Origin of the sequence: Bradyrhizobium denitrificans (assembly GCF_013179005.1) — a bacterium.
Classification (GTDB): Bacteria; Pseudomonadota; Alphaproteobacteria; order Rhizobiales; family Xanthobacteraceae; genus Bradyrhizobium; species Bradyrhizobium denitrificans.
In genome coordinates this window covers 149,458-172,480 of record NZ_JABFDP010000007.1, presented here as the reverse complement: position 1 = coordinate 172,480, position 23,023 = coordinate 149,458, and the positions used below count along the sequence as shown (strand labels likewise).

Annotated in this window: 20 protein-coding genes and 1 tRNA gene; 11 read left to right on the top strand and 10 right to left on the bottom strand. The window is 63.5% G+C overall.

All coding sequences use genetic code 11. The annotated features are described in order from the left end of the window. The first annotated feature begins 219 nt into the window (after nt 1-219). From HL671_RS09510 to HL671_RS09485, 6 genes are read left to right on the top strand one after another with little or no spacing between them, the layout of a single operon-like run. A complete protein-coding gene (locus HL671_RS09510; protein ID WP_172236253.1) occupies nt 220-1,314 on the top strand; it encodes an ABC transporter substrate-binding protein in 1,095 nt (364 codons plus the stop codon). After that, nucleotides 1,292-2,308, top strand: coding sequence for an ABC transporter permease (locus HL671_RS09505; RefSeq protein WP_172236252.1), 1,017 nt, complete (start codon nt 1,292-1,294; stop codon nt 2,306-2,308). The genes HL671_RS09510 and HL671_RS09505 overlap by 23 nt, the downstream gene beginning before the upstream one ends. After that, a complete protein-coding gene (locus HL671_RS09500) occupies nt 2,302-3,093 on the top strand; it encodes an ABC transporter ATP-binding protein (protein ID WP_172236251.1) in 792 nt (263 codons plus the stop codon). Before HL671_RS09505 ends, HL671_RS09500 begins: the two co-directional genes overlap by 7 nt. Beyond that, nucleotides 3,087-4,271, top strand: a complete 1,185-nt coding sequence (locus tag HL671_RS09495) for an acyl-CoA dehydrogenase family protein (RefSeq protein WP_172236250.1) — start codon at nt 3,087-3,089, stop codon at nt 4,269-4,271. Before HL671_RS09500 ends, HL671_RS09495 begins: the two co-directional genes overlap by 7 nt. Nucleotides 4,272-4,291: 20 nt before the next feature. Next, nucleotides 4,292-5,395, top strand: a complete 1,104-nt coding sequence (locus tag HL671_RS09490) for an LLM class flavin-dependent oxidoreductase (protein ID WP_172236249.1) — start codon at nt 4,292-4,294, stop codon at nt 5,393-5,395. Continuing rightward, entirely contained in the window at nt 5,392-6,333 is a 942-nt protein-coding gene (locus HL671_RS09485; protein WP_172236248.1) for an ABC transporter substrate-binding protein, read from the top strand. Before HL671_RS09490 ends, HL671_RS09485 begins: the two co-directional genes overlap by 4 nt. 575 nt (nt 6,334-6,908) lie before the next feature. On the opposite strand, the gene HL671_RS09480 is transcribed toward HL671_RS09485, so the two are convergent. The 4 genes from HL671_RS09480 to HL671_RS09465 form a co-directional block, all read right to left on the bottom strand. Next, on the bottom strand, nt 6,909-7,169 hold the full coding sequence (locus HL671_RS09480; protein WP_172236247.1) for a pyocin activator PrtN family protein: 261 nt from the start codon (nt 7,167-7,169) through the stop codon (nt 6,909-6,911). An 887-nt stretch (nt 7,170-8,056) separates the two neighbouring features. Beyond that, nucleotides 8,057-8,479 carry an AprI/Inh family metalloprotease inhibitor gene (locus HL671_RS09475; protein WP_172236246.1) on the bottom strand — a complete coding sequence of 141 codons (423 nt, stop codon included), beginning with the start codon at nt 8,477-8,479 and terminating at the stop codon, nt 8,057-8,059. Between the two features lie 659 nt (nt 8,480-9,138). Further along, entirely contained in the window at nt 9,139-9,399 is a 261-nt protein-coding gene (locus tag HL671_RS09470; RefSeq protein WP_172236245.1) for a conjugal transfer protein TraD, read from the bottom strand. Nucleotide 9,400: 1 nt separating this feature from the next. Continuing rightward, nucleotides 9,401-9,772, bottom strand: coding sequence for a conjugal transfer protein TraD (locus tag HL671_RS09465; RefSeq protein WP_172236244.1), 372 nt, complete (start codon nt 9,770-9,772; stop codon nt 9,401-9,403). Nucleotides 9,773-9,943: 171 nt separating this feature from the next. On the opposite strand from HL671_RS09465, the gene traA reads away from it, so the two are divergent. Further along, nucleotides 9,944-12,955: a Ti-type conjugative transfer relaxase TraA gene (gene traA / locus HL671_RS09460; RefSeq protein ID WP_172236243.1), complete on the top strand. Its 3,012-nt coding sequence runs from the start codon at nt 9,944-9,946 to the stop codon at nt 12,953-12,955. Nucleotides 12,956-13,071: 116 nt separating this feature from the next. Then, the gene (locus HL671_RS09455; protein ID WP_172236242.1) at nt 13,072-13,317 is read left to right on the top strand and encodes a helix-turn-helix transcriptional regulator; all 246 of its coding nucleotides are present in this window, start codon (nt 13,072-13,074) and stop codon (nt 13,315-13,317) included. Between the two features lie 276 nt (nt 13,318-13,593). Here HL671_RS09455 and HL671_RS09450 read toward each other — a convergent pair whose 3' ends face one another. After that, complete coding sequence (locus HL671_RS09450; protein WP_172236241.1) at nt 13,594-13,908, bottom strand: hypothetical protein; 315 nt, start codon at nt 13,906-13,908, stop codon at nt 13,594-13,596. 200 nt (nt 13,909-14,108) lie between these two features. Here HL671_RS09450 and HL671_RS09445 point away from each other — a divergent pair, with 200 nt between their 5' ends. Continuing rightward, nucleotides 14,109-14,639, top strand: a complete 531-nt coding sequence (locus tag HL671_RS09445; protein ID WP_312010697.1) for a hypothetical protein — start codon at nt 14,109-14,111, stop codon at nt 14,637-14,639. A 340-nt stretch (nt 14,640-14,979) separates the two neighbouring features. Here the strand turns inward: HL671_RS09445 and HL671_RS09440 are convergent, their stop codons facing one another. After that, entirely contained in the window at nt 14,980-15,429 is a 450-nt protein-coding gene (locus tag HL671_RS09440) for a DMT family transporter (RefSeq protein WP_246579414.1), read from the bottom strand. A 228-nt stretch (nt 15,430-15,657) separates the two neighbouring features. Then, nucleotides 15,658-17,043 (bottom strand): carotenoid oxygenase family protein, encoded by a 1,386-nt coding sequence (locus HL671_RS09435; protein ID WP_172236239.1) that lies wholly within the window; start codon nt 17,041-17,043, stop codon nt 15,658-15,660. Between the two features lie 355 nt (nt 17,044-17,398). On the opposite strand from HL671_RS09435, the gene HL671_RS09430 reads away from it, so the two are divergent. Next, the gene (locus HL671_RS09430; protein WP_172236238.1) at nt 17,399-18,391 is read left to right on the top strand and encodes an alpha/beta fold hydrolase; all 993 of its coding nucleotides are present in this window, start codon (nt 17,399-17,401) and stop codon (nt 18,389-18,391) included. 13 nt (nt 18,392-18,404) lie between these two features. Here the strand turns inward: HL671_RS09430 and HL671_RS09425 are convergent. Beyond that, nucleotides 18,405-18,466 (bottom strand) — tRNA-Gly (locus tag HL671_RS09425). A 94-nt stretch (nt 18,467-18,560) separates the two neighbouring features. Between HL671_RS09425 and HL671_RS09420 the strand changes: the two genes are divergently transcribed. Beyond that, on the top strand, nt 18,561-20,222 hold the full coding sequence (locus HL671_RS09420) for an FAD-dependent oxidoreductase (protein ID WP_172236237.1): 1,662 nt from the start codon (nt 18,561-18,563) through the stop codon (nt 20,220-20,222). Between the two features lie 47 nt (nt 20,223-20,269). On the opposite strand, the gene HL671_RS09415 is transcribed toward HL671_RS09420, so the two are convergent. Together HL671_RS09415 and HL671_RS09410 are read right to left on the bottom strand one after the other, a co-directional pair. Next, on the bottom strand, nt 20,270-21,838 hold the full coding sequence (locus HL671_RS09415) for an acyl-CoA synthetase (protein WP_335341770.1): 1,569 nt from the start codon (nt 21,836-21,838) through the stop codon (nt 20,270-20,272). Beyond that, on the bottom strand, nt 21,831-23,018 hold the full coding sequence (locus tag HL671_RS09410; RefSeq protein ID WP_172236235.1) for an ABC transporter substrate-binding protein: 1,188 nt from the start codon (nt 23,016-23,018) through the stop codon (nt 21,831-21,833). The genes HL671_RS09415 and HL671_RS09410 overlap by 8 nt, the downstream gene beginning before the upstream one ends. Between the last annotated feature and the right edge of the window lie 5 nt (nt 23,019-23,023).

The window sequence follows — 23,023 nt, the reverse complement described above, 5'->3', positions numbered from 1 at the left end:
GCCTGGGTTGCAGTGCGGGGAGATAATCACTTGGTGCGGCGGTGCATTCGAAAATCCATTTCATTGACGGCTGGTCCGCTCGCCCGCATCATTTGTGCATGAATTCATGCGGTGAAGACCGCCATCTTGTCTGATGATTGATTGACGCACGCCGCAGGACGGGTGCGCGGACGCCATGCGTCTGCGCCCGCCGCGGAGCATTTCCCGGGGGAGATAGTGATGAACGAAGAGCGTAGGACACCCACGATGCTCGACCGGCGGAGGCTGTTGCAGGCCGGCGCTGCGGCAGCGATTGCGGCGCCGCTTGGCGGGTATGGGGCGCAGGCATTGTCGCTGCGCGCGACACCGCAGATCGATCTCTCGCAGTTTCCGATCTGCAGGACCGCGACGGATGGACCAGCCCTCACGGGGGCGCCGCGCAAGCTGAAACTGTCCTGGAATGCCGGTGCGGTCTGCCTGACGCCGGTCCCGGTGGCGATCGATCAGGGCTTCTTCAAAAAGCACAATCTCGACGTCGAGCTGATCAACTACTCGGGCTCGACCGACCAGTTGCTGGAGGCCATCGCGACCGGCAAGAGCGACGCCGGCCTCGGCATGGCGCTGCGCTGGCTGAAGCCGCTGGAGCAGGGTTTTGATGTCAAGATCGCCGCCGGCACGCATGGTGGCTGCATGCGCGTGCTGGTGCGCGCCGACTCCGGGATCACCAAGCTCGCAGACCTTAAGGGCAAGGCGGTCGCGGTCGGCGATCTCGGTGGCCCCGACAAGAACTTCTTCTCGATCCAGCTGGCGCGGCTTGGCATCGATCCGGTGAAGGACGTCGACTGGCGGGTCTATCCGGGGGCCGTCGTCAACGTCGCGGCCGACAAGGGCGAGACGCAGGCGTTCCTGGCCTCCGATCCGCTCGCTTATCTCTGGCTCAAGGACCCCGCCTACAAGGAAGTGGCCTCCAATCTCGACGGCGAGTATCAGAACCGGGTCTGCTGCATCCTCGGGCTGCGCGGCAGCCTGGTGCGCGACGAGCCGGCCGTGGGGCGCGCCATCACCCAGGCGCTGCTCGATGCCGCGATGTTCACGGCACAGAATCCGAGCGAGGCGGCGAAGTCGTTCCAGCCGTACGCGCCGAAGCAGGCGACGCTGGCCGATCTCGAAGGCATGGCGCGCTACCACACCCATCATCACCATCCGCATGGTCCGGCGCTGAAGCAGGAGCTGAAGGCCTATGCCGACGACCTCAAGGTCGTCTCCGTGTTCAAGCCGAGCACCGACACCAACAAATTTGCCGAGCGAATCTATGTCGACATTTTCTCTGTCTGACACCACCACCGCCGGCGGACTCGAACGCGGCACCGGTCTGGCTGACAGACTGCGTGAACTCGCGCCGGGCATTGCTGCAGCATTGGCGTGGGCGCTGTTTGGCGCGTCCTGCCTGGTGCGGGAAGATGTCGGCGATTGGTCACGCACGACGGATCTCGCCGTCGCGGCCTTCGTGATCGCAGCGCTGGTGCTGGTCGCCGGTCTGACCGCGTCACGGCTCGGCCGCGCCGGCGCGGCCTTGCGCAAGCGCAGCCCCTGGCTGATCGCAGTCGGCGTCTTCTTGTCGGCGTGGGAACTCGCGACAGCCAAATTCGCCTGGCTGCCGCTGCCATTCTTTCCCCCGCCGCAAGCCATCATCGAGGTCTACACCGACGATCTGCCGAAGCTGCTCGACAGCGCATGGGCGTCGGTCAAGCTGCAGCTCGGCGGCTATGTCATCGGCGCTGCGATCGGCTTCGTGACCGGTGTCTCGATCGGCTGGTCGACCAGGATCGGCTACTGGGTGCATCCGGTGTTGCGCTTCATCGGTCCGTTGCCGGCCACGGCGTGGCTGCCGATCGCGTTCTTCACCTTCCCGACCAGCTGGAGCGCATCGACGTTCCTGATTGCGCTCGCGACCGGCTTTCCCGTGACGGTGCTGACTTGGTCCGGCGTCGCCAGCGTGCCGACAGCTTATTATGACGTCGCGCGCACGCTCGGCGCCAAGCCCTGGTTCCTGGTGCTGAAGGTCGCAATTCCCGCGGCGCTGCCTCATGTGTTCGTCGGCCTGTTCATGGGGCTCGGCGCTTCCTTCGCTGTGCTGGTCGTTGCCGAGATGATCGGCGTGAAGGCTGGGCTCGGCTGGTATCTGCAATGGGCGCAAGGCTGGGCCGCCTATGCCAACATGTATGCCGCGCTGCTGGTGATGTCGCTGCTGTGCTCGGGCGCGATCACGCTGCTGTTCAAGACCCGCGACCGTGTGCTGGTCTGGCAGAAGGGGGTCGTCAAATGGTAGCCGTCGCTGAGGTGACACGGGCGCAATTCCCCGGTGCTGCGATCGACATTGCGCATGTCGATCATGCCTTCGATATCGACGGCGCCGAGCTGAAGGTGCTCGACGACGTCAGCCTGGTCGTCGAGCCCGGCGAGTTCGTGGCGCTGCTTGGACCATCCGGTTGCGGCAAGTCGACCTTGCTGCGCCTGATTGCGGGCCTCGACAAGCCGCGCAGCGGCGCGCTACGCGAGGACGATGTCAGCATCAAGGGCCCGCATCCCTCGCGCGTCGTCGTGTTCCAGGATCCGACCTTGTTTCCCTGGCGCACCGTCTGGGACAATGTCGCGCTCGGCCTGGAGGCGCAGGGCATCCTGAAGAAGCAGCGGCATCGCGTCGACGCCGCGCTCGATCTCGTCGGCCTGGCCGATTTCCGCAATGCCTATCCGCACCAGCTGTCCGGCGGCATGGCGCAGCGCGTCGCGCTGGCGCGCGCGCTCGTCAACGATCCCAAGGTGCTGGTGCTGGACGAGCCGCTCGGCAAACTCGATTCGCTGACGCGCATCGCGATGCAGGCGGAGCTCGTGACGCTGTGGCAGCGCAAGGGATTCACGACGCTGCTGGTCACCCACGATGTCGAGGAGGCGCTGGTGCTCGCCAACCGCGTCGTCGTTCTCAGCGACCGGCCGGCGCGCATCAAGGCCGACATCGTCGTGGACAGGCCCTATCCGCGGCATCGCGGCGATCCGCATCTTGCCGATCTGCGCCGTCAGATCCTCGGTCTCCTCGGATTGGAGGCGACATGGTAGCCGCTGTGGAAAGCATCCTGTCGCGCCAGACCGCGCCGGCAAACGAGGACGAGGTGATCGCACGTGCGCTCCGGCTGGTGCCGGCGTTCGCCGAACGCGCGCCGCTGCATGATCGGGATCGCAGCTTCCCGTTCCAGAACTTCCAGGACCTGTTCGAGGCGGGCCTGCTGTCGCTGACGGTGCCGATTGCACTCGGCGGACACGGGGCCGGCGCAGGTCTCACGGCGCGTGTGCTCGGGATCATCGCCGAAGCCGATCCGTCAACCGCGCTGGTGCTGGCCATGCACTACATCCAGCATTTCGTCATGGCGCGGCATCAGGAATATCCGCCGCGGCTCGCGCGCAAGCTGGCGCGCGACTCGGTCGAGCGCGGCGCCCTGATCAACACGTTCCGCGTCGAGCCGGCGCTGGGCTCGCCGTCGCGTGGCGGCCTGCCCGAGACGATTGCGCGTCGGACTGAGACCGGCTGGCGGCTGAGTGGGCACAAGATCTATTCGACCGGCGCGCCGATCCTGTCCTGGTACTCGGTGTGGGCCAAGACGGATGAGGCCGAGCCGCGGCTCGGCCTGTTCCTCGTGCAGGCGGGACTGCCCGGCATCAGCATCGTGGAGACCTGGGACCATCTCGGCCTGCGCGCCAGCGGCAGCCATGATGTCGTGTTCGACGACGTCGTTGTTCCGCTCGACCACGAGATCGAGCTGCGCAAGCCGGAGGACTGGCGCGTGCAGAACCCGACCCAGGCGCTGGTGCATGCGGCCTTTGTCGGCGCGATCTATGACGGCGTCGCCCGCGCCGCCCGCAACTGGATCGTCGATTTTCTCAAGACACGGACCCCGTCGAGCCTCGGCGCGCCGCTGGCGACCTTGGCGCGGGCACAGGAGGTGCTCGGCGCGATCGAGGCGCGGCTGCAGGTGAATGCGCGGCTGATCCATAGCGTCGCGCGCGATTTCGACGAGGGCCGCGTGATCAGCCCCGTGGAAGGCAACGTGATCAAGCTCACCGTGACCAACAACGCGGTCGCCGCGGTCGAGGATGCGCTGTCGCTGTCGAGCAACCACGGGCTCAGCCGCGCCAATCCGCTCGAGCGGCACTATCGCGATGTGCTGTGCGGGCGCGTGCATACCCCGCAGGACGACGCGACGCGAATTGCTGCCGGCCGTCTGGCGCTTGGACTTTGAGATTTCAGGAGAGAGGACCCATGTCCGACATCGAATTCATCGGCTTCATTTCCAACAACAACTCGTCCGAGACGATCGTGCGGCAGGGCCCGGTGCTCGATCCCGTGCACATCGAGACGGTCGCGAAAGCGCATGAGAATGCCGGCTTCGACCGCGCGCTGCTGGCGTTCCACTCGACCTCGCCGGACAGTCTGCAGGTCGCGCAGCATGTGCTGGGCGTGACCTCCCGGCTCAACGTGCTGATCGCGCAGCGGCCGGGCTTCACTGCGCCGACCTTGCTAGCGCGGCAGTTTGCGGTGCTCGATCAATTCTCCAGGGGCCGCGTCGCGTTGCACGTGATCACCGGCGGCAACGCCGCCGAGCTGCGCCAGGACGGCAATACGCTGGACGACAAGAGCGAGCGCTACGCCAGGACCAGCGAGTTCCTCGACATCGTCCGGTCGCAATGGACCAGCGAGAAGCCGTTCAGCTATGCCGGCAAGTACTACCAGGTCGAGAACGCGTTTGCGCAGCTCAAGCCGTATCGCAAGGAGGGCATCCGGATCTATTTCGGCGGCGCCTCGGATGCCGCGATCGACGTCGCCGGCCGCCATGCCGACACCTATGCGCTGTGGGGCGAGTCCTACGCCCAGGTGCGCGAGCAGGTCGCCCGCGTCAGCGCCGCAGCCGCCAGGCACGGCCGGCCGGCGCCGCGCTTCTCGCTGTCGGTGCGGCCGATCCTCGCCGAGACCGAGGAGAAGGCCTGGGCCAAGGCGCAGGCCGTTCTCGAGCGCGCCACCGCATTGCAGGACCAGACCGGCTATCGCAAGCCGGCCGACGGCCATGCCACCGATGGCGCGAAGCGCCTGCTCGCGATCGCCGAACAGGGCAAGCGCGTTGACAAGCGGCTGTGGACCGAGATTGCCAAGCTCACCGGCGCCAACAGCAACACCACGGCCCTGGTCGGCACGCCGGAGCAGGTCGCCGAGGTGTTCGGCGATTATTACGACCTCGGCATCAGCCACTTCCTGATCCGCGGCTTCGATCCGCTGATCGATGCCATCGAATATGGCCGCGAGCTGATCCCCGCGACGCGGCAATTGATCGCCGCCCGGCAGCGCGCCAAGGGAGTGGCGGCGGAATGAAGCGTGTTCTCGCTGTTGCAGGCATCTTGCTCGCATTCACCGCATCGGCGCTCGCGCAAGTCAGCTTGCGTGTCGGCGACCAGAAGGGCAATTCGCGCGCCGTGATGGAGGCGGCGGGCGTGCTTAAGGACGTGCCTTACACGATCGAGTGGAAGGAGTTCGTCGCGGCGGCGCCGCTCCTGGAGGCGCTCAGCGCCGGTGCGATCGAGACCGGGCTGGTCGGCGACGCGCCGTTCACCTTCGCGGCGGCTTCGGGCGTGCCGGTCAAGGCCATCGCGGCGATCCGGCAGACCCAAGAGGGGCTCGCAATCTTGGTGCCGGAGACCTCGCGCATCAGGAGCTTCGACGATCTCAAGGGCAAGACCATCGCGACCGGCCGCGGCTCGATCGGCCATCAGCTTGTGCTCGCCGCGCTGGAGTCGCGCAGCTGGACCACCAACGATATCCAGCTCGTGTTCCTTCCGCCATCGGACGCCAAGGTCGCCTATACGCAAGGCTCGGTGGATGCGTGGTCGACATGGGAGCCGTATGTGAGCCAGGAGGAGGTGCTGTTCAAGTCACGCCGCATCATCACCGGCGAAGGATTGACGCCCGGCCTGAGCTTCCAGGTGGCAACGCCAGCGGCGATCAAGGACAAGCGCGCCGCACTTGAGGATTTCGTGCAGCGCCTCACCGCCGCGCGCGCCTGGTCGCTCGGCAATGTCGAGAGCTATGCCGAGACCTGGGGCCGGCTGATGAACATTCCGCCGGCGGTGCCGCTCAATTGGCTCAAGCGCGCCAAGGTGCGGATCGCGCCAATCGACGACAGCGTGGTCAGCGACGAACAGCGGACGATCGACCTTTACACGCGCAGCGGCCTCATCAAGGAGCGGCTCGACGCCGCTGCCATTCTCGATCGCTCGTTCGCCGCGGCGATCGCGAAGGGGGCGGGGCTCTGACGCCTGTCCGTTCTCGACGCTCCCTGGTCTGATCTCGTTCCACTCCTCTTTTCCGTAGCCCGTTCCGGTGTCATGGTCCGGTTTCTGCTCCCGGGAATGCGCCGGAGGCGCGCTTTTTGCGCTTGCGGGCACTTCGCGTTCCCATTACCTGCCGTGCTGCAGTCGCGGTCTGATGCCGGATGAAGTCCGGCGCGGTCCGCGGCTGATCGGATCAAGAGTTCGGATCGGCTCCCAGGTGCCTGAACAGACTTCAAAATACGGCTCCGCCGGAATCGGACGCTTCTCCGTCGCCCCGATGATGGATTGGACCTGTTGCTAAGGAAAAGCGAATGAGGTCAGAAGCTTAAGGCGGGTCTTTAAGTTCGTGTCGTACCTTTTGTTGTACCGGCTAAGCGCGCAGGATCCAGACGCTCCAAGGTGACTTCGATCCGCAGGAGAAGCGCAGGCGGTGGGCAGGCGTCGACTAGAAGCCGGCACCAGCTTTGGCAGATTCTGGGTGCGCTTAGAACGAGAGCTAGGCGCCGACGGCGAAGCGCGAGGCTGTTCTTATGCCAGGTAGGGCTGATCGACGCGCTTCAGCTGATGAGCGCGTTTAATTCCTTGCGCGCTGCTTCAGCCCGAGCATCCAAATACTGAGCGAGATCCACCAGATGTACACCCTTCGCGCATTTCTGGCTGTCTTCCATGCGTACCAGGGGGATTGGAATTTCCCCCGCGCCAATTTTTTGGACGAGCTTTGTGGGGCTGAGATGTGAAAAATAATCTCGGCAGACGTCCTCAATCGGAATGATGGCTTTGGCACCATACTGCGCCATCAGGAGAAATGCGGTGTTCATGACCAGAACCGTTAAATGCGCTCTCGCCACGCGCGGTTGGAGCTGACCTCTGCATCCTGACCGAAGAAATCAGGACAAGGCAGATCCTGGGATCAGGATCGAATATTTGGCTAGCATAGAGGGAGAAAGGCGGGTCGTTTGGTCGACCGGTACAATGGCGCAACCTCTATCGCCCAGGTCGGCTGACTACGGATCTGAGGGGCGGACGTTCGAAGCGTTCCGGGGCGCGCCACTCAAATCAAGCGCTTAGCCAAAATTACCGTTTGAGTTTTGAAAACAAAACCGGCTTTTCAAACAGCTTGTTCTCTTTCAACATCACATCGCTCGTGGAGCCATTTGCTGTGCTTCGGAGGCCATACGTTCGGCGGCAGTGATGCCGAACGTATCAAGATCCGGGACGCCCGCTCGTCTCGGCGGCGCACCCGCGTGGCAAATTTCTCTGGGTCGCCGGTCATGACACGATTAGAGAATTGCAGCAGGCGGGCAGGCCGTCCGAGCGGTTGCTCAGAGCGCTCAGGGAAAAGTTGCCGCGAACTGCTCATTTCTCATGTAGCGCGCCGATCCTTCAACTGGTTCAGCCTTCGGCGTCGTTCCATTCGGCGCCATTGTGCATGGTGGTGGCTTCGTGCGCGGCGCCTGCCGGGCAGGCCCATTGCGCGGGCGTCGCGAATAGCGCCGAGGCCTGTTGCTGATCGGCAGTTTGCGCCGAGGTGCCGGGTTAGTTCTACATCCTGTGCTGGGACGTATTGGCCGCAGTCCTCACCCGCCCGTTCAACCTCACCGCGCCATGATTCGAAGCGGCGGATTACGCCTTCGGCTCCGATCCGTCTTACGCACTACACGCTACGGCGATCATTCCGGCGCTCGAGATGCGCTGCGATTGCCGCCTAGCGCGCCAATTGTTGAATATAACGTGACCCCATTTTTCCGTCACCCAATGACTCATCGAAGTAAAACCCGCCACTGCCTGCTTCGAGTTCTTCATTTTCTGCAAACGCCAGGATCGGTGATCCACCATCGCTGAAGAATACGATCATGTTCGTTTCAGGCCGAAACCTCCAGGCGCTCACCGACTGCACTGCCAATCGCTCACGGCAAGCCGGCGGGATGTCGAGATGATAGTTTTCGCCTTCTTTCTCCAGCGACAACTTGATCTTGCATTTATATTGATGGGCCGCAGATCCGTCGGCGAAAATATAGTTTCCAGCAATGTTTTGGATTTTTATTACCCGCGCGGCGTCCGCCGAAGTGGCGTGAAGAAAAGCGAACGCAATGACAATTGACTTCGCTCTCACATTACGACGAAGCATGGCTAATCTCCGGGGCCATTGGATTTAAACAGCGCTTGCGACACCCATCGTCGCAAGTCATTTGATCCGAATCGATTTATTGTCGATAGGGTAACTGAGCCGGATTGCAACGCGCTCCGTCGCGTCGGCGTTTATTTCACGATTTCATAAACAGCGGAAGAATACGCAGAAGCATAACGCTTGAAATCACACAAAATGGCGAGCGCAGACCACCGTGAATCCAAAATGTAATGGGTGAGCTGCCGCGAAAATACCAGACTTCCTCGCCGTCTTCGGTGTTCGCCGATTGGATTTTTCCGCGAACTAAGGGCCCCCGCGACGACCACCGCGAGCAAAATGGCGAGTACACCAAAAAAGATCGCGGCTGCAACGACGAACAAGAATACCACGTTGATACCCCCCTCGCCCCTTTTACGCCTCGTGTCGGCGGTCACCGGCCGAGAGGCTCGATATGCCGGTCTTCTGGGCAACGATATCGTTTGAAGCGGCCATCGTCGACCGTTTCAGGATGCAATTAGCCCAAAGCCAGAATTTCATCCAGCATACCACCACGCTGGGTATTCATTTCGGCGAAGGCCGACACGGTCGTTGGACCGAGCATGAGGGTAGGGGTGCAGCAGCTGCGGCACCCAGAAAGCAAGGAGGCGAAGATGAAATTACTAACGGCGAACTGCTGAAGCAGTTCGATCTATGTGTGTTGCAGTGTCCGCCTCCAGCTCCTGCGTCCCCTTTGCGGTCCATAGCGCTCGTGCCCGTTCGCCTTGATCGCTCTTGAGCTTGTCAGCCATCCAGCACAGCGCGCCGTAGATCATGGCACGATCATCGCCGGTCAAATCCACGATACCGGCTTTGACGACGAGGCCGCCAAGTTCGATGAGATGCCGTGTGCGCTTGCGGCGCTCGACCTGCCATGTACGCATATCATGTCGCGCTCTTGCGGCTTGATGCCGGTTGCGCGCCGCTCGGTTGCGCAGGAGCGCCGTGACTGTTTTGGTCAGTTGTCGGTGCATTTCGCCGCGCCCGGCCNTGACTGTTTTGGTCAGTTGTCGGTGCATTTCGCCGCGCCCGGCCTTGAAAGAACGCGGCCCCGCGCTTGGCCCATGCCTCCCTCTTTCCGGCCTCTTTCGTCTCAGCCAGCACAATGAGCGCGCCTGCCAGTTCTTCGGCGCTGAGCGTGTCGGCTCCGGTGGCGATGACCAGTTCGCCGAGCTGGCGCACCTTGCGGGTTTTCAGCTCGCGGGCCTTGTCGTCCAGTACCTTTAGGTCCGCATCAAAGTCCCTTGGTTTACGCATCGTCGTCTCCATGAGTGTCTATGGAGAAATGATAGCTGGACACCCGACAGAATGCTGTAAGGTCGTCAGGACGGCTTGAGACGGTGTAATCCCTCCCGAGAATTTTTCGAGGGAGGGCGCGCTTATACGTCGTTCCGACGTACTCTTCGCTGTGCCAGTGATCTGATCGCGATGGCGATCTATCATTTTCATGTCAAGGTCATTGGCCGGAAGGCTGGGAGCAGCGCGGTGGCGTCGGCGGCGTACCGCTCGGCCTCCCGCCTGCGCGACGAGCGGCTCGGCCGTGAGCATGAGTTTTCCGCCAAGCGCGGTGTCGTTCATTCCGAGGTGATGCTGCCCGACAATGCGCCGGTGGCATGGAGCGACCGCGAGCGGCTCTGGAACGATGTCGAGGCGTTCGAAGTCCGGAAGGACGCCCAGTTGGCCCGTGAGGTCGAATTCGCCCTTCCGCGCGAGCTGAGTGAGGCGCAGGGCATCGAGCTATCCCGGGACTTCGTTCGAACCGAGTTCGTGGGTCTGGGCATGGTTGCCGATCTCAATGTACATTGGGACAGGTCCGAGGACGGACTGCCCAAGCCCCACGCTCATGTCATGTTGACGATGCGCTCGGTCGACGAGAACGGCTTTGGCCAGAAGGTGCGGGATTGGAATCGCACGGAGATGGTCGAGCGCTGGCGCGAACGCTGGGCGGAGCTCACCAACGAGCGCTTGGCCGAGCTCGATATCGACGCGAGAATCGATCATCGCAGTCTGGAAGCCCAGGGCTTCGCGCTGGAGCCGCAAAGCCAGATCGGCGCACCGGCCAAACGCATCGAGGGTCGGGACATCGCAGGCAAAGGCGCTGAGGCCGACCGCGCCGAGATGCACCGCGAGATCGCGCGGAACAACGGCGCGCGGATCATCGCTGATCCCTCCCTTGGACTGGACGCCATCACGCAGCAGCAATCGACCTTCACACGCCGGGATTTGGCGAAGTTCGCGCATCGTCACAGTGATGGGCTCGACCAGTTCAACCAGGTGGCGGGCGCAATGCAAGGAGCGCCCGATCTGGTCGAACTCGGCAAGGACGCACGCGGCGAGGATCGATTCACCACCCGTGGAATGGTCGAGGCAGAACAGCGCCTGCATCGCGCTTCCGAGCTGCTGGCGGACCGGCAGCGCCATGAGGTCCGTGACGCGGACCGCCAAGCCGCTTTGGTGCAAGCGGAAGCGCGCGGTCTGGTGCTGTCGTCGGAGCAGACGAAGGCGCTGGCGCATGTCACGGATGGACGCGGTCTCAGCGTCGTGGTCGGCCATGCCGGGACGGGAAAGAGCGCGATGCTGGGGGTGGCGCGGGAGGCCTGGGAGGCAGCCGGCTACGAGGTCCGGGGCGTGGCACTGTCCGGCATTGCCGCGGAAAACCTCGAAGGCGGATCGGGCATTGCGTCGCGCACGATTGCCAGCCTGGAGCATGGCTGGGAACAGGGCCGTGATCTGCTCAAATCGAGCGAGGTGCTCGTCATCGACGAGGCGGGCATGGTCGGCACACGCCAGCTCGAGCGCGTGATGTCCCGTGCTGCCGAGGCGGGCGCCAAGGTCGTGCTGGTCGGCGATCCGCAGCAGCTGCAGGCTATCGAGGCGGGCGCAGCTTTCCGGTCGATCCATGAGCGTCATGGTGGGGCGGAGATCGGCGAAATACGCCGTCAGCGCGAAGACTGGCAGCGCGACGCCACGCGCAATCTGGCGACCGGCAAAGTCAGCCATGCGCTGGAAGCCTATCGGGCCAATGGCATGGTGCATGAGGCGATGACCCGCGAGCAGGCGCGGGGCGATCTGATCGCGCGCTGGGACCGCGACCGGCAGGTCTCGCCGGACCGGAGCCGGATCATCCTGACCCATACCAATGACGAGGTGCGCGCGCTGAACGAGGCGGCGCGCGGACGGATGCGGGCCGCCGGCGATCTGGGTGACGAGGTGGGTGTAACGGTCGAGCGCGGCGCGAGAAGCTTCGCCGGCGGAGACCGCATCATGTTCCTGCAGAACGAGCGTGGGCTTGGCGTCAAGAACGGCACACTCGGGACGATTGAACTGGTCAGCGCGCAATCCATGACCGTGCAGATCGACGATGGCCGGTCCGTGCGCTTTGACCTCAAGGATTACAACCGGATCGACCACGGTTATGCCGCGACGATCCACAAGGCGCAGGGTATGACAGTCGACCAGGTCCATGTACTGGCAACGCCCGGCATGGACGCCCACAGCAGCTATGTCGCCCTGTCGCGGCATCGCCACAGCGTGGACCTGCATTATGGCCGCGACGATTTTACCGATGCCGATCGGCTCAACCGTGCCGTGTCGCGCGACCGGTCGAAGGACATGGCCTCGGATTACGACCGTGCCGATCCCGTCCAGAGCTACGCCGAGCGGCGCGGGATCACGTTCCGCGAGCGCGTGGCCGAGATCGTGCGCAAGGCCGTGCCGGAGAAGCTGCGCGGCATGTTCGACGGCCTTGGCGTTCCTGGAGAGGTGCTCGACCGTGATGGCGGACGACGGCCCGAACGGGGAACCTCCGAAAGAGAAAGCAGCGGCACGACAGGCGACCGACGCGAAGCCGAAGTGCCGGCAAGGACCGTGGCGCAAGATCCCGAAGCGGAAGCCCGTCGCGTGCGGACCCGGGCGCTGGTGCGCCATGCTCGTGCCGTGGATGCGATCTTCGCGGCCCATGAGACGGGCGGCGGAGCGAGCCCCGAACAGGTCAAAGAGCTACAGACCGCCCGGCAGGCCTTCGAAAAGGTGCGTCCCTATGGCTCCCACGACGCTGAGGCCGCCTACAAGAAGAACCCCGAGCTGGCCCGCGAGGCCGCTGGCGGACGCCTCAACCGCGCCATCCGCGCGCTCCAGCTCGAGACCAAACTGCGCATCGATCCGAGCCGCCGCGCCGCGCGTTTCGTGGAGCGCTGGCAGAAGCTCGACCACACCAGCCAGCGACAGTATCAGGCCGGCGACATGTCCGGCTACAGGGCGACGCGCGCGGCGATGGGCGACATGGCCAAAGGCCTCGAACGCGATCCGCAACTGGAGTCCATCCTCACCAGCCGCAGGAAAGACCTCGGCATCGCCTTCGAATCAGGTCGCCGGCTCGGCCAGCAATTGGCCATCGCCCATGGCATAGGCTTTGGAAGAGACAGAGGCCTCGAACGTTGACCCGGCCTGTTTGCCGCCGTCTGCCCGCCACAGTACGACGCCTTGAAAAATGCCCTTGCACGCGCGACTGCTTGCTCTGTGTAGATCAGGAGCAGTCAGCAGGAGGCAGCGCAGCCATGCGCGAACCAGACCGGATCGTCCGCCTGAAAACCGTTGTTGCTCGTACCGGCCTGTCCCGATCCACCATCTACCGCAAGATCGGCGAAGGCACATTCCCGGCCCAACTCAGGATCAGCGTCAACGGCGCAGGCTGGCGGGAATCCGACATCAACCGCTGGATCGCCGATCCCGCGGCGTGGCGTCCGACATGCCTGTCCGTCGCCTGCACGGCCATGTCCGCTCCGGGAGCCAACCGGAAGTAGCGCACGGCAGGACCGAAGGGCGACATCTGACCCGAAGCTGAATCTTCGATCAAGTCAACAGCGTCCCCTTCCAGCCCATTACGGAGGTCGAAGGTCGCTGGTACTCAAGATCGAACCGGGCTGGATCACTATGTCCGGGTTACCTCCGGTCGCGACCGTTAGCGCGGACATCCCGGCTCGGCAGCCATGGACCAATAGCTGTCCTCACATTTCCTTAGTTAAAAATCGTCAGGTTCCGGCGATTGGCAGCGGATGGCGGGGGTCACGCGAGAAGCTCTAGCCTCCATAAGCTGGCCATGCATACATTAGCCAAATGCCCGGCAGCGGCAGAGCAACGATGAAAGTACGATAGAACAACTGAGTTGGAGTTGGCTCGTCACGACCGAACAGCGCACGAAAGAAGACGAAATACAGCAGGACCGCATAGACCGCCAAGTTCAAGAACAGATCCTGCTTCGGAGACAGAGGAGAGTTGAGCAAACGCTGGGCGCCAAGCTCAAGCGCAGCCAGCCCAAACAGCTGAAAAAACGCGGTGAGAGCCCCGAGGATCAGGCCAGCGAGCAGGCCGCACAGCGTGGAAAGTATATGCACGACCTAGGCTCCTTCTTATGCCTTCTATGCTAGTCTAGAATCCTTGTCTGCTCGTCTAGAGAGTTCGCGTGGTCAACTGAGCCGATTTGTGAGCCGATTTGGCTGTCTGCCAAACATTTCCGCTCTGCCAGCGACTCCGGGAAGAGCAGCTCTGCACTTCCGCGGCCGTTAACTTCCGTTTGCACCTTGGCAGCCGGATCGTGCGAGCGCTGAAAGGGATTTCCGAGTTGGGCCAGAAGGCGACGTATCAGACATTTGATGAGGTCGGATTGGAGGGCGTCTTCATGTATGTTGTCGCAGATGGAGTGAAGCAGGACCCCGTTCGCCGTTGGTCATTGCCGGACCGGGTCTTCTTTGCCTGTGGGGCGTGCCATATCCTCGCCTTTGCTTTCCTCAAGGCGTATCCGCAGTCCGGCTTTGCTCCGCTCTGGATCAAGCCGTCAAAGGGCTTCACCGGCAACCACATCGTGGTTGTACGCGATGATATGGCCTTCGACTATCATGGCTTTTCAAGCTGGAGCCATCTGTTCGGCCACATCGAAGCGAAAGCGAACCGCTGGTGGCCAGGATGGTCTGCTCAGTTGATTCCTCTTCCAATGGAGGTGCTGATCTCAGAGTCAAAGTCGCGTGAGTATGATGGTCTCTGGCTTCGAGAGCCCAAGCAATTTCTGCATGATGCCATGCCCAGGGCCGAGCAATGCCTACGTCGATTCCCACGTCCGCCGGAATGACCGCAATGGGTCAAAGACTGAAAATCTCATGCCGAGCAAAGTTTCTTCTGCACAACCTCGAATAACCGACATGGCACGGCCCTGACGGCTCTCACTGCCGGACCATGGGTTGTCCTTCCGAAACGGGTCGGCGCCACGGTCGGTGTATCCCAGATAACTGCCGACTTGCCGCAGTGCCGCAAGTCGGCAGCCATGGGCCAGGAGCTGCCGTCGATGCACTCGGCGGGAAGGCCGGTTATAGCCGAATTGCGGACGTGATCGGGTTGCCCGACCGGGCCATGGATGGCCTGGAGCCTGCTGACTTGCGGCGCTGCATCGAGTCGGCAACTGCCGCTCAGTGTCACAGCTCCTGCAATGCACGATCGGTTTCGGCGGTTGTCCTCGGTCGTGATTGCGTCGCGATCCAGATGCCGATGAAGACTGTCAGGATCCCGGCCGCGAGATTCCAGCACAGCGGCTCGCCCAGCGATGCTGCGCCGACCAGCGAGGCTGCAACCGGATTGACGGTGACGGAGATTACGACACGGGTCGGCGTGGTTCGCTCCAGTGCGAAGGCCCACAGGTAGAAGGTCAGCGCGCTGCCGAAGGCACCGAGATAGAGTGCGCCGAGCCATTGCGGCGGGCCGAAGGCTTCGACGGTTGCAAAGCTGCCGTGGAGCATGGAGAGGCTAACGAGGACGGCAGCACCGGCCGCCATCGCAAGCGTCGTGAAGGGAATGGGGCCCGAGCGGCGAATGATGGGTTTGGACCAGATGCTGTAGAGCGCCATGTAAAGCGCGGCGCCGACCATCAGAAGGTCGCCGCGCCAAGCGCAATCGGGTGCAGTGGCCAGCCACGCGACGGTGTCCACATGGTGAGCACCAGCCATGTTGATCGAGGGCCTCCGCGGTGTCCTGCCGCCCGCAAGCCTTCCGCATGACTGACCATGCCGTCGACGAGGCCTGGTGGCTCGTCGACGACAATTGAAGCAGATGGCAGGCGTGCAGCGGCGTTCGCCGGACGCCTGCGGGTGGTCTCTCTAGTTGGAGACGAAGCAGCCGTGAAACGCGCCGGGCTGATTGAAGGGCAGGCGGACAGTTGCCACCGGACCCTTGTCCATCTTCATCGCATCGAGCACGAGGAGCTCCGCACGGTTCTCGGATTCGATATTGACGAGACAGACGACAAAGCCTTCGCCTTCGGGGGCATCCGGAGCGCGGGGGACGAACACCGGCTCCTGAGCCCCCCATGGAGCGTGTGGCAGGGCACAGACCGTACGATCTCCGCTTTGCCAGTCGACACGCACGATTGCTTCGCGCGCCTTGTGAAAGCCATAACGGTAGCGCTTCGCGGTGAAGCGTTCATCGCATCGCGGCATCTCGCCGATAGAGCCGGGGAAGGGCTTGATCGAGACCTCGCCGCTCTTGAGATCGAACGTCAATCGCGAAATGGTCGGAATGCCCATCGCGGGATCCGTCTCGTGTCCAGACACGTCGCGGAACATGCGGAAGCTGTTACCGCTGGCGATGGGGGCGTCCAGATGCACGATATGCCCCTCCGAGTAGGCATTCATCACGTGCGCCATTAATGCGCCCGGAACCTTGAACCAGCGGATCTGCGAAACGCTGCCACCACGCGGCATGATGCCGTAGACGGGCGCGAGGTCGGGATCATAGGCGTAGAAATCCCCGCCCTGTTTGACGCGTCTCATATCGACCGTCAGCGGCATAATCGGGAAGATGACGTGCTCTTTGGTAATTGCGAAATCGTGGCTGATGCCTGGGTAGGGAGACATGAACTCCTCCTCCAGGATCAGTTTTCCGTTGCGATCGATGACCTGCAGGGTGGTTTCGCCCTCGTAACGCTTATGGGCGAATACGCCGCAACTCCACCATTCGCCCGTGTCTGGATCGACCTTGGGGTGGGCCGTCATTGTTTTCGACTTCAGTCGATTGCCGCAATTCCAGGTGCCGAGCGTTTGCAGCGTCTTTGGATCGATTTCGGTTGGGAAGCTGTCCTCACGCAGGGCGAATAGCCGTCCGTGGTGTGAGAACGCGTGGGTGTTGGCGGTGTTGTCTCGGTCGGTGCCCGTCGTCTGCTCGTCATCGGTATATTCGTTCCGGTACTTACCATACAGACGGCGTCGCGCTTGCCGCTCATGGCGGAGCCGCTCGGTTTCGACGTAGCGACATCGGTAATCCACGCCGCCGTCCTCGAAACGGAACACCGACATCATGCCATCGCCATTGATGGATGTGTCGCCCTCCAGCGTCGGGTAGGCGCGATCGGGGCCGACCCGGAAATAAGATCCTCTCAGCTCCTTGGGCAAATGGCCGTAGACCTCGCAATCGCGTACATCGGCCTCGAACCGAAACGATCGGACGAGTCCGTAAAAGCCCATGGCTTGATGAAGTGGTTCCGGCATATGTCCTCCCTGCAGGTACGAATCTGTCGAGGTTCGGCATGCCGTCTTTGCGAGCCGATCCTGGCCTCTCCGAGCGGCTCTTGAACTATGCCCAAGGCGCCCATTGTTAAAAACATTGTCAACACATCGAATTGAAAGTCAAGTTTGACGTGTTGACATCGAAATGAGCAGGCCGTCATTTTGAGGCATTCGCCTGGTGCCGAAGCTGGGGAAGCGGCGCGTTGAACCATACTGTTGTCTTGACATCAATAATGGAGTGTAGTCTGTTTCAGCCGGAGCGCCATGAGAGTAACCAGATGAACTTCGGGATATACGATCGACGAGCGTTCGAACGTTCAGCGAGGAGATCCGTGACATGAGCCAGCCGACGCAGCGGATCATCAAGGTCAACGGCATCAGCCTCAACGTCGCCGAGCAGGGACAGGGACCGCTGGTTCTGCTCTGCCACGGCTTTCCCGAGAGCTGGCACTCCTGGCGTCATCAGCTTGCAGCGCTCGCAGAGGCCGGCTATCGCGCCGTCGCTCCCGATATGCGGGGCTATGGCAAGAGCGATCGGCCCGAGGCGATCGATCAATACACGATCTTTCATCTCGTCGGCGATCTCATCGGGCTGCTGGATGCGCTCGAGGCACCGAACGCCGTCATCGTCGGCCACGATTGGGGCGCGAGCATTGCCTGGCAGGCGGCGCGACTGCGTCCCGATCGCTTTCATGCGGCGGTCATTCTCAGCGTGCCGTACCGGCCGCGCGGCCCGGCGCCCCCGACCAGCCTGATGCCGCAGACCGCGGAGGCGCAGTTCTATCAACTGTACTTTCAGCAGCCCGGCGTCACCGAAGCCGAGTTCGAGCGGGATCCGCGCCTGACATTGCGCGCCATGCTGTTCGGCGGTTCAGGCGAGGGCATGGCGGCCACCCGCTCCAACGGAACGCCAAGCGAAAGGATGCTCAGCGCGGGCATGGTGCAGCGATCGGGCGGCATGTTGCCGACGGGGACTGTCCCGTCGCCGTCATGGCTCAGCGAGGCCGATCTCGATTTCTACGCCGGCGAGTTCTCCCGCAGCGGTTTCCGCGGCCCTCTCAACTACTATCGCAACGTCGACCGCAATTGGGAGCAGCTGGCTGCCTTCGACGGCGTGAAGGTCACCGTACCCACGCTCTACATCGCCGGCGATCAGGACGTGGTCACAAAATTTCCAGGCGCCGCGGAGCAGATCGCCAACATGAAGCAGTCCGTGCCGCTGCTGCGCAACACCATCATGCTGCCCGGCTGCGGCCACTGGACCCAGCAGGAGCGGCCGGAACAGGTGAATGCGGCGATGCTGGAGTTCTTGCGCGAATTGCCGAGGTGATCGGGAGGGATGCTGGAGCGAAGGGAATCGAACCCTCGTATGCAGCTTGGGAAGCTGCCGTTCTACCATTGACGCCGGCTTGGTGCGCATCCGCCGTCTTCGATTGGCCGAGACACGCCTGGCGGGCCCCGAGCGAACCTGAGTCACACGAGACGTGGTAGGATATGACATGAAGAGCATTCAGACCCAGGTCCTGATCGTCGGCGCGGGGCCGGTCGGCCTGACGGCCGCGATGGATCTCGCCTCCCGCGGCATCGATGTGGTCGTCGCCGAGACCCGCCGCGCCGGCGAGCCGCCGAACGTGAAATGCAACCACGTCTCGGCCCGCTCCATGGAGGTGTTCCGCCGGCTCGGCATCGTGCGTGAGGTGCGCGACGGCGGACTTCCGGCCGAGTTTCCCAACGACTGTGCCTATCGCACGGCCGTCGTCGGGCGCGAGCTGACGCGCATTCCGATCCCCTGCCGTGCGGAGCGCTACACGGCGACCGTCGGCCCCGATACGGATTGGCCGACGCCCGAACCGCCACATCGCATCAACCAGATCTATCTCGAGCCGATCCTGTTCGCCGCTGCCGCGGCGCAGTCCGGTGTCAGGATCATCAACCGTGTCGAGGTCCAACATTTCGAGCAGCATGCCGATGGCGTCATCGCCCGCGCCCGCGATCTCGACACCGAGCAGCCGATCGCGATCTCGGCCGACTATCTGATCGGCTGCGATGGCGGTCGCTCCACGGTGCGTCGCTTGATCGGCGCGCGTCTGTCCGGCACCGACGTGGTGCAGCGGGTCCAGTCCACCTACATCCATGCGCCGGCGCTGAAGGATCTGATCCACCAGAAGCCGGCCTGGATGACGATGTCGCTCAATCCGCGCCGCTGCGGCACCACGGTCGCGATCGACGGCCGCGACAAATGGCTGATCCACAATCACCTCGCCGCGGAGGAGGTCGCGTTCGACAGCGTCGATCGCGACTGGGCGCTGCGCACCATTCTCGGTGTCGATGATCGTTTCCAGTATGAGATCATCAGCAAGGAGGACTGGGTCGGGCGCCGCCTGGTGGCCGACCGCTTCCGTGACCGCCGCGCCTTCATCTGCGGCGACGCCGCGCATCTCTGGATCCCCTATGCCGGATACGGCATGAATGCCGGAATTGCCGATGCCGTCGACCTCTGCTGGATCCTCGCCGGCGTGCTGCAGGGCTGGGGCAGCCCCGCGCTGCTGGATGCTTATGAGGCCGAGCGGCAGCCGATCACCGAGCAGGTGTCGCATTTCGCGATGAACCACGCCCTCGCCGTGATGGGCCAGCGCCGCGCGGTGCCGCCCGAGGTCGAGCTCGACGGGCCCGCCGGTGAGGCCGCTCGCAGCAGGCTCGGCCAGGCCGCCTACGATCTCAACGTCCAGCAATATTGCTGTGCCGGCCTGAACTTCGGCTACTACTATGACCGCTCGCCGATCATTGCCCATGATGGCGAGGCGCCGCCGCCCTACAGCATGGGTAGCTTCACAGCTTCCACGGTGCCCGGTGCGCGCGTCCCGCATCTGTGGTTGTCCGATGGGCGCTCGCTGCTCGATGCGCTCGGCCCCGCCTATACGCTGCTGCGCTTCGGCCCGGCGGTCGATGTGGCGCCGCTGGTCGAAGCGGCCGCGCGGTCGAAAGTTCCCCTGACGCTGCTCGATGTCGATCGCACCAAGGCCTGCTACGGCTTCGGCGAGCCGCTGCTGATGGTGCGTCCGGACTCGCATATTGCCTGGCGCGGACAGGCTGCGCCGCGCGAGCCCGACTGGCTGTTTGATCGCCTGCGCGGCGCCGCTTCTCGTCCCGGCATCGCGTAGCCGGCTTCCGCTATGGTAGACGGCGCGCTGACGAGTGCCCTCCGCCGTCACGCCTCCGCGCGAACGTGGCCGGACCAGAACGGATCGCGCAGCTTGCGCTTGAAGATCTTTCCGGTCGCCTCGCGCGGCAGCGCGTCGTGGAAATGGACCTCCTTCGGCACCTTGAAGTTCGCGAGTCGGCTGCGCAGATAGGTGCGAACCGCCTCGGCCGAGAGAGTCACATTGGCCTCCGGCTCGACGCAGGCGCACAGGCGCTCGCCATATTCGGCGTCGGGGATGCCGAAGACCGCGCAGTCGCGCACCCCCTCCATCGTGATCAGCGCCTTCTCGATTTCCGCCGGGTAGATGTTGACTCCGCCCGAGATCACCATGTCGCGCTTGCGGTCGCACAGGAACAGATAGCCGTCCTCGTCGAGATAGCCGACGTCGCCGACGCTGACGAGGCCTTCGCGACCGGCCTCCGCACGCGCCTCGGCCTTGCCGTGATAGTCGAAGTCGGGCAGCGCCGTCTGGCGCATGTAGATCTCACCGACCTCATTTGCGCCGCAGACGCTGCCGTCCGGACGAAACACCTTGACGATGCCGCCATCGATGACGCGCCCGACCGTGCCAGGCTTCCGCAGCGCCTCCTCGGCCGAATGCCACACCGGAATGCCAGTCTCGGTGGCGCCGAAATATTCGTGAACGACCGGCCCCCACCAGTCGATCATCGCACGCTTGACATCCGGCGCGCAGGGCGCGGCGCCATGCACGACGAAGCGCAACGACGACAGATCGTGGCGGCGCTTGATCTCCTCCGGCAGCCGGAGCAGGCGGACGAACATGGTCGGCACCATGTGCATGTGGGTGACGCGATGCCGCTCGATCAGCTCCAGCAGCTCCGCGGCATCGAAGCGCGATTGAATGACGATGGTGCAGCCGCTGCGGAAGGCCAGCGTGCCATAGGAATGCGGCGCCGAGTGATACATCGGACCGTTGATGAGCACGACCTGATCCTCCTGCGGCCTGATCCCGTAGGTGATCCGGCCGACACGCGCGACGGCCTCCGCCTGCGACGGCAGCATCGGCGTGCGCCGCACGCCCTTCGGCATGCCGGTGGTCCCGGAGGTGTAGATCATCGGTGCGCCGTGCCGCGGCGGCTCCTGAGATTCGCCGTGACCGTCGCGCCAACGATCCCAGTCGCGCAGTCCGGCCGGAACGCGCGTAAGCTCCGGCGCGATGCCGAAGGCCGCGGCGATCTCCGGCGGGGTTTCGACCACCAGGACGAGGACATCGTCGGGCACGCCGGCGCGGATCTGCGGCAGCAGGTCGGCATGGCAGACCAGGATCTTGGCGCCGCTGTCGGTCAGGATGTATTGGACCTCCTCGGCCTTCAGGTGCCAATTGAGGGGCACGATCGACGAGCCGAGATCCGAAGAGGCCGCAGCGACCTCGAAGAACGCGAAATCGTTGCGTAGCATGGTTGCGATCGGAGTGCCCTCGGGAAGGCCGAGCGCACGAAAACCGCTCGTCGCCTTTCGGATGCGGGTCTGAATCTCGCCATGGGTGATCCGGCGCTCGCCGCTGATGATCATCTCGTCTCCTCGATCTTTTCTTCTGGGTCTTCGTTCAGCGATCGTCCATGATGCCGCCGAACGCGACCCAGCTCTTGCCGTTGAAGCGCCGCAGCTGCAGCTGCTGGTAGGGCAGGTAGTCGTCGGGGCCGGTCGTCGCCGACATACCCGGCAGCAACAGCGGCAGCTTGACGTCGTTCAGCGACGCCGCTTGGCGCATCACGTTCTCGCGGCTGAAATCGTCCTTGCAGGCCCGCAGCACGGTCATCAGCAGCGTGGCATGGTGATAGCCCGTTGCATGGTTCGCATTCCCCGCGTCGGCATTCGGCATGTGCTGCTTCATGAACGCGAAATACTCCTTCACGCCGGGATCATCGGCCCATTGCGGATCCATCGGATCCTTCTGGTTGCTCGACGAGATCAGGCCCGTGGCATTGTCGAGGCCGGCCGGTTCGAGAAAGGAGATCGAGGAGGCGGAGGTCGGGACGAAGAACAGATCCGGCTTCCATCCGATCTCGGCGGCGCCCTTGATCGCCTGCGAGGTGAACTTGCCGAGCACCACGCCGTACAGCACGTTGGCGCCGGACGCCTTCAACGTCGACAGCTGCGAGCTGATCGTCGGCGCGGTGGTCTCATAGCTCTGCTCGGCGACGATCATTGTCGCCGCCCGGTCCCCCAGCGCGCGCTTGAATCCCGCGACGTAGTCGCGCCCGAAATCATCATTCTGCGACAGGATGGCGATCCTGGCGTCGGGCTTCGTCGCGAGCACGTATTTGGCGTAGATCACGCCTTCGGAATCGTAGGATGTCGAGCCCGGCATGGTCCACGGATAGCGCTTCGGGTCGGCCCATTTGGTGGCGCCTGACAGCACGAACAGCTGCGGCACCTTCTTGAGGTTTAGGTAGCGATGGACGGCGCCGTTGGTCGCGGTGCCGAGCGAGCCGAACATCATTAGCACCTCGTCCTGCTCGACCAGTCTGCGCGTCTGCTCGACCGTCTTTGGCGGCGAATAGGCATCATCGAGACTGATGAACTTCACCTTGTGACCGTTGATGCCGCCCTCGGCATTGACCTTGTCGAAGAAGGCTTCTTGCACGCGGCCGATCGCACCAAAGCCGGACGCAGGGCCGCTATAGGGCAGGGTCTGGCCGATCCGGATCTCCTCCGGCCCGGCAGCGACGACGAGGTTCGTCCCGGTCAGCATCAGCCATGCGGCGCCGATCAGGGCGAGATGACCCTTCATGTTGC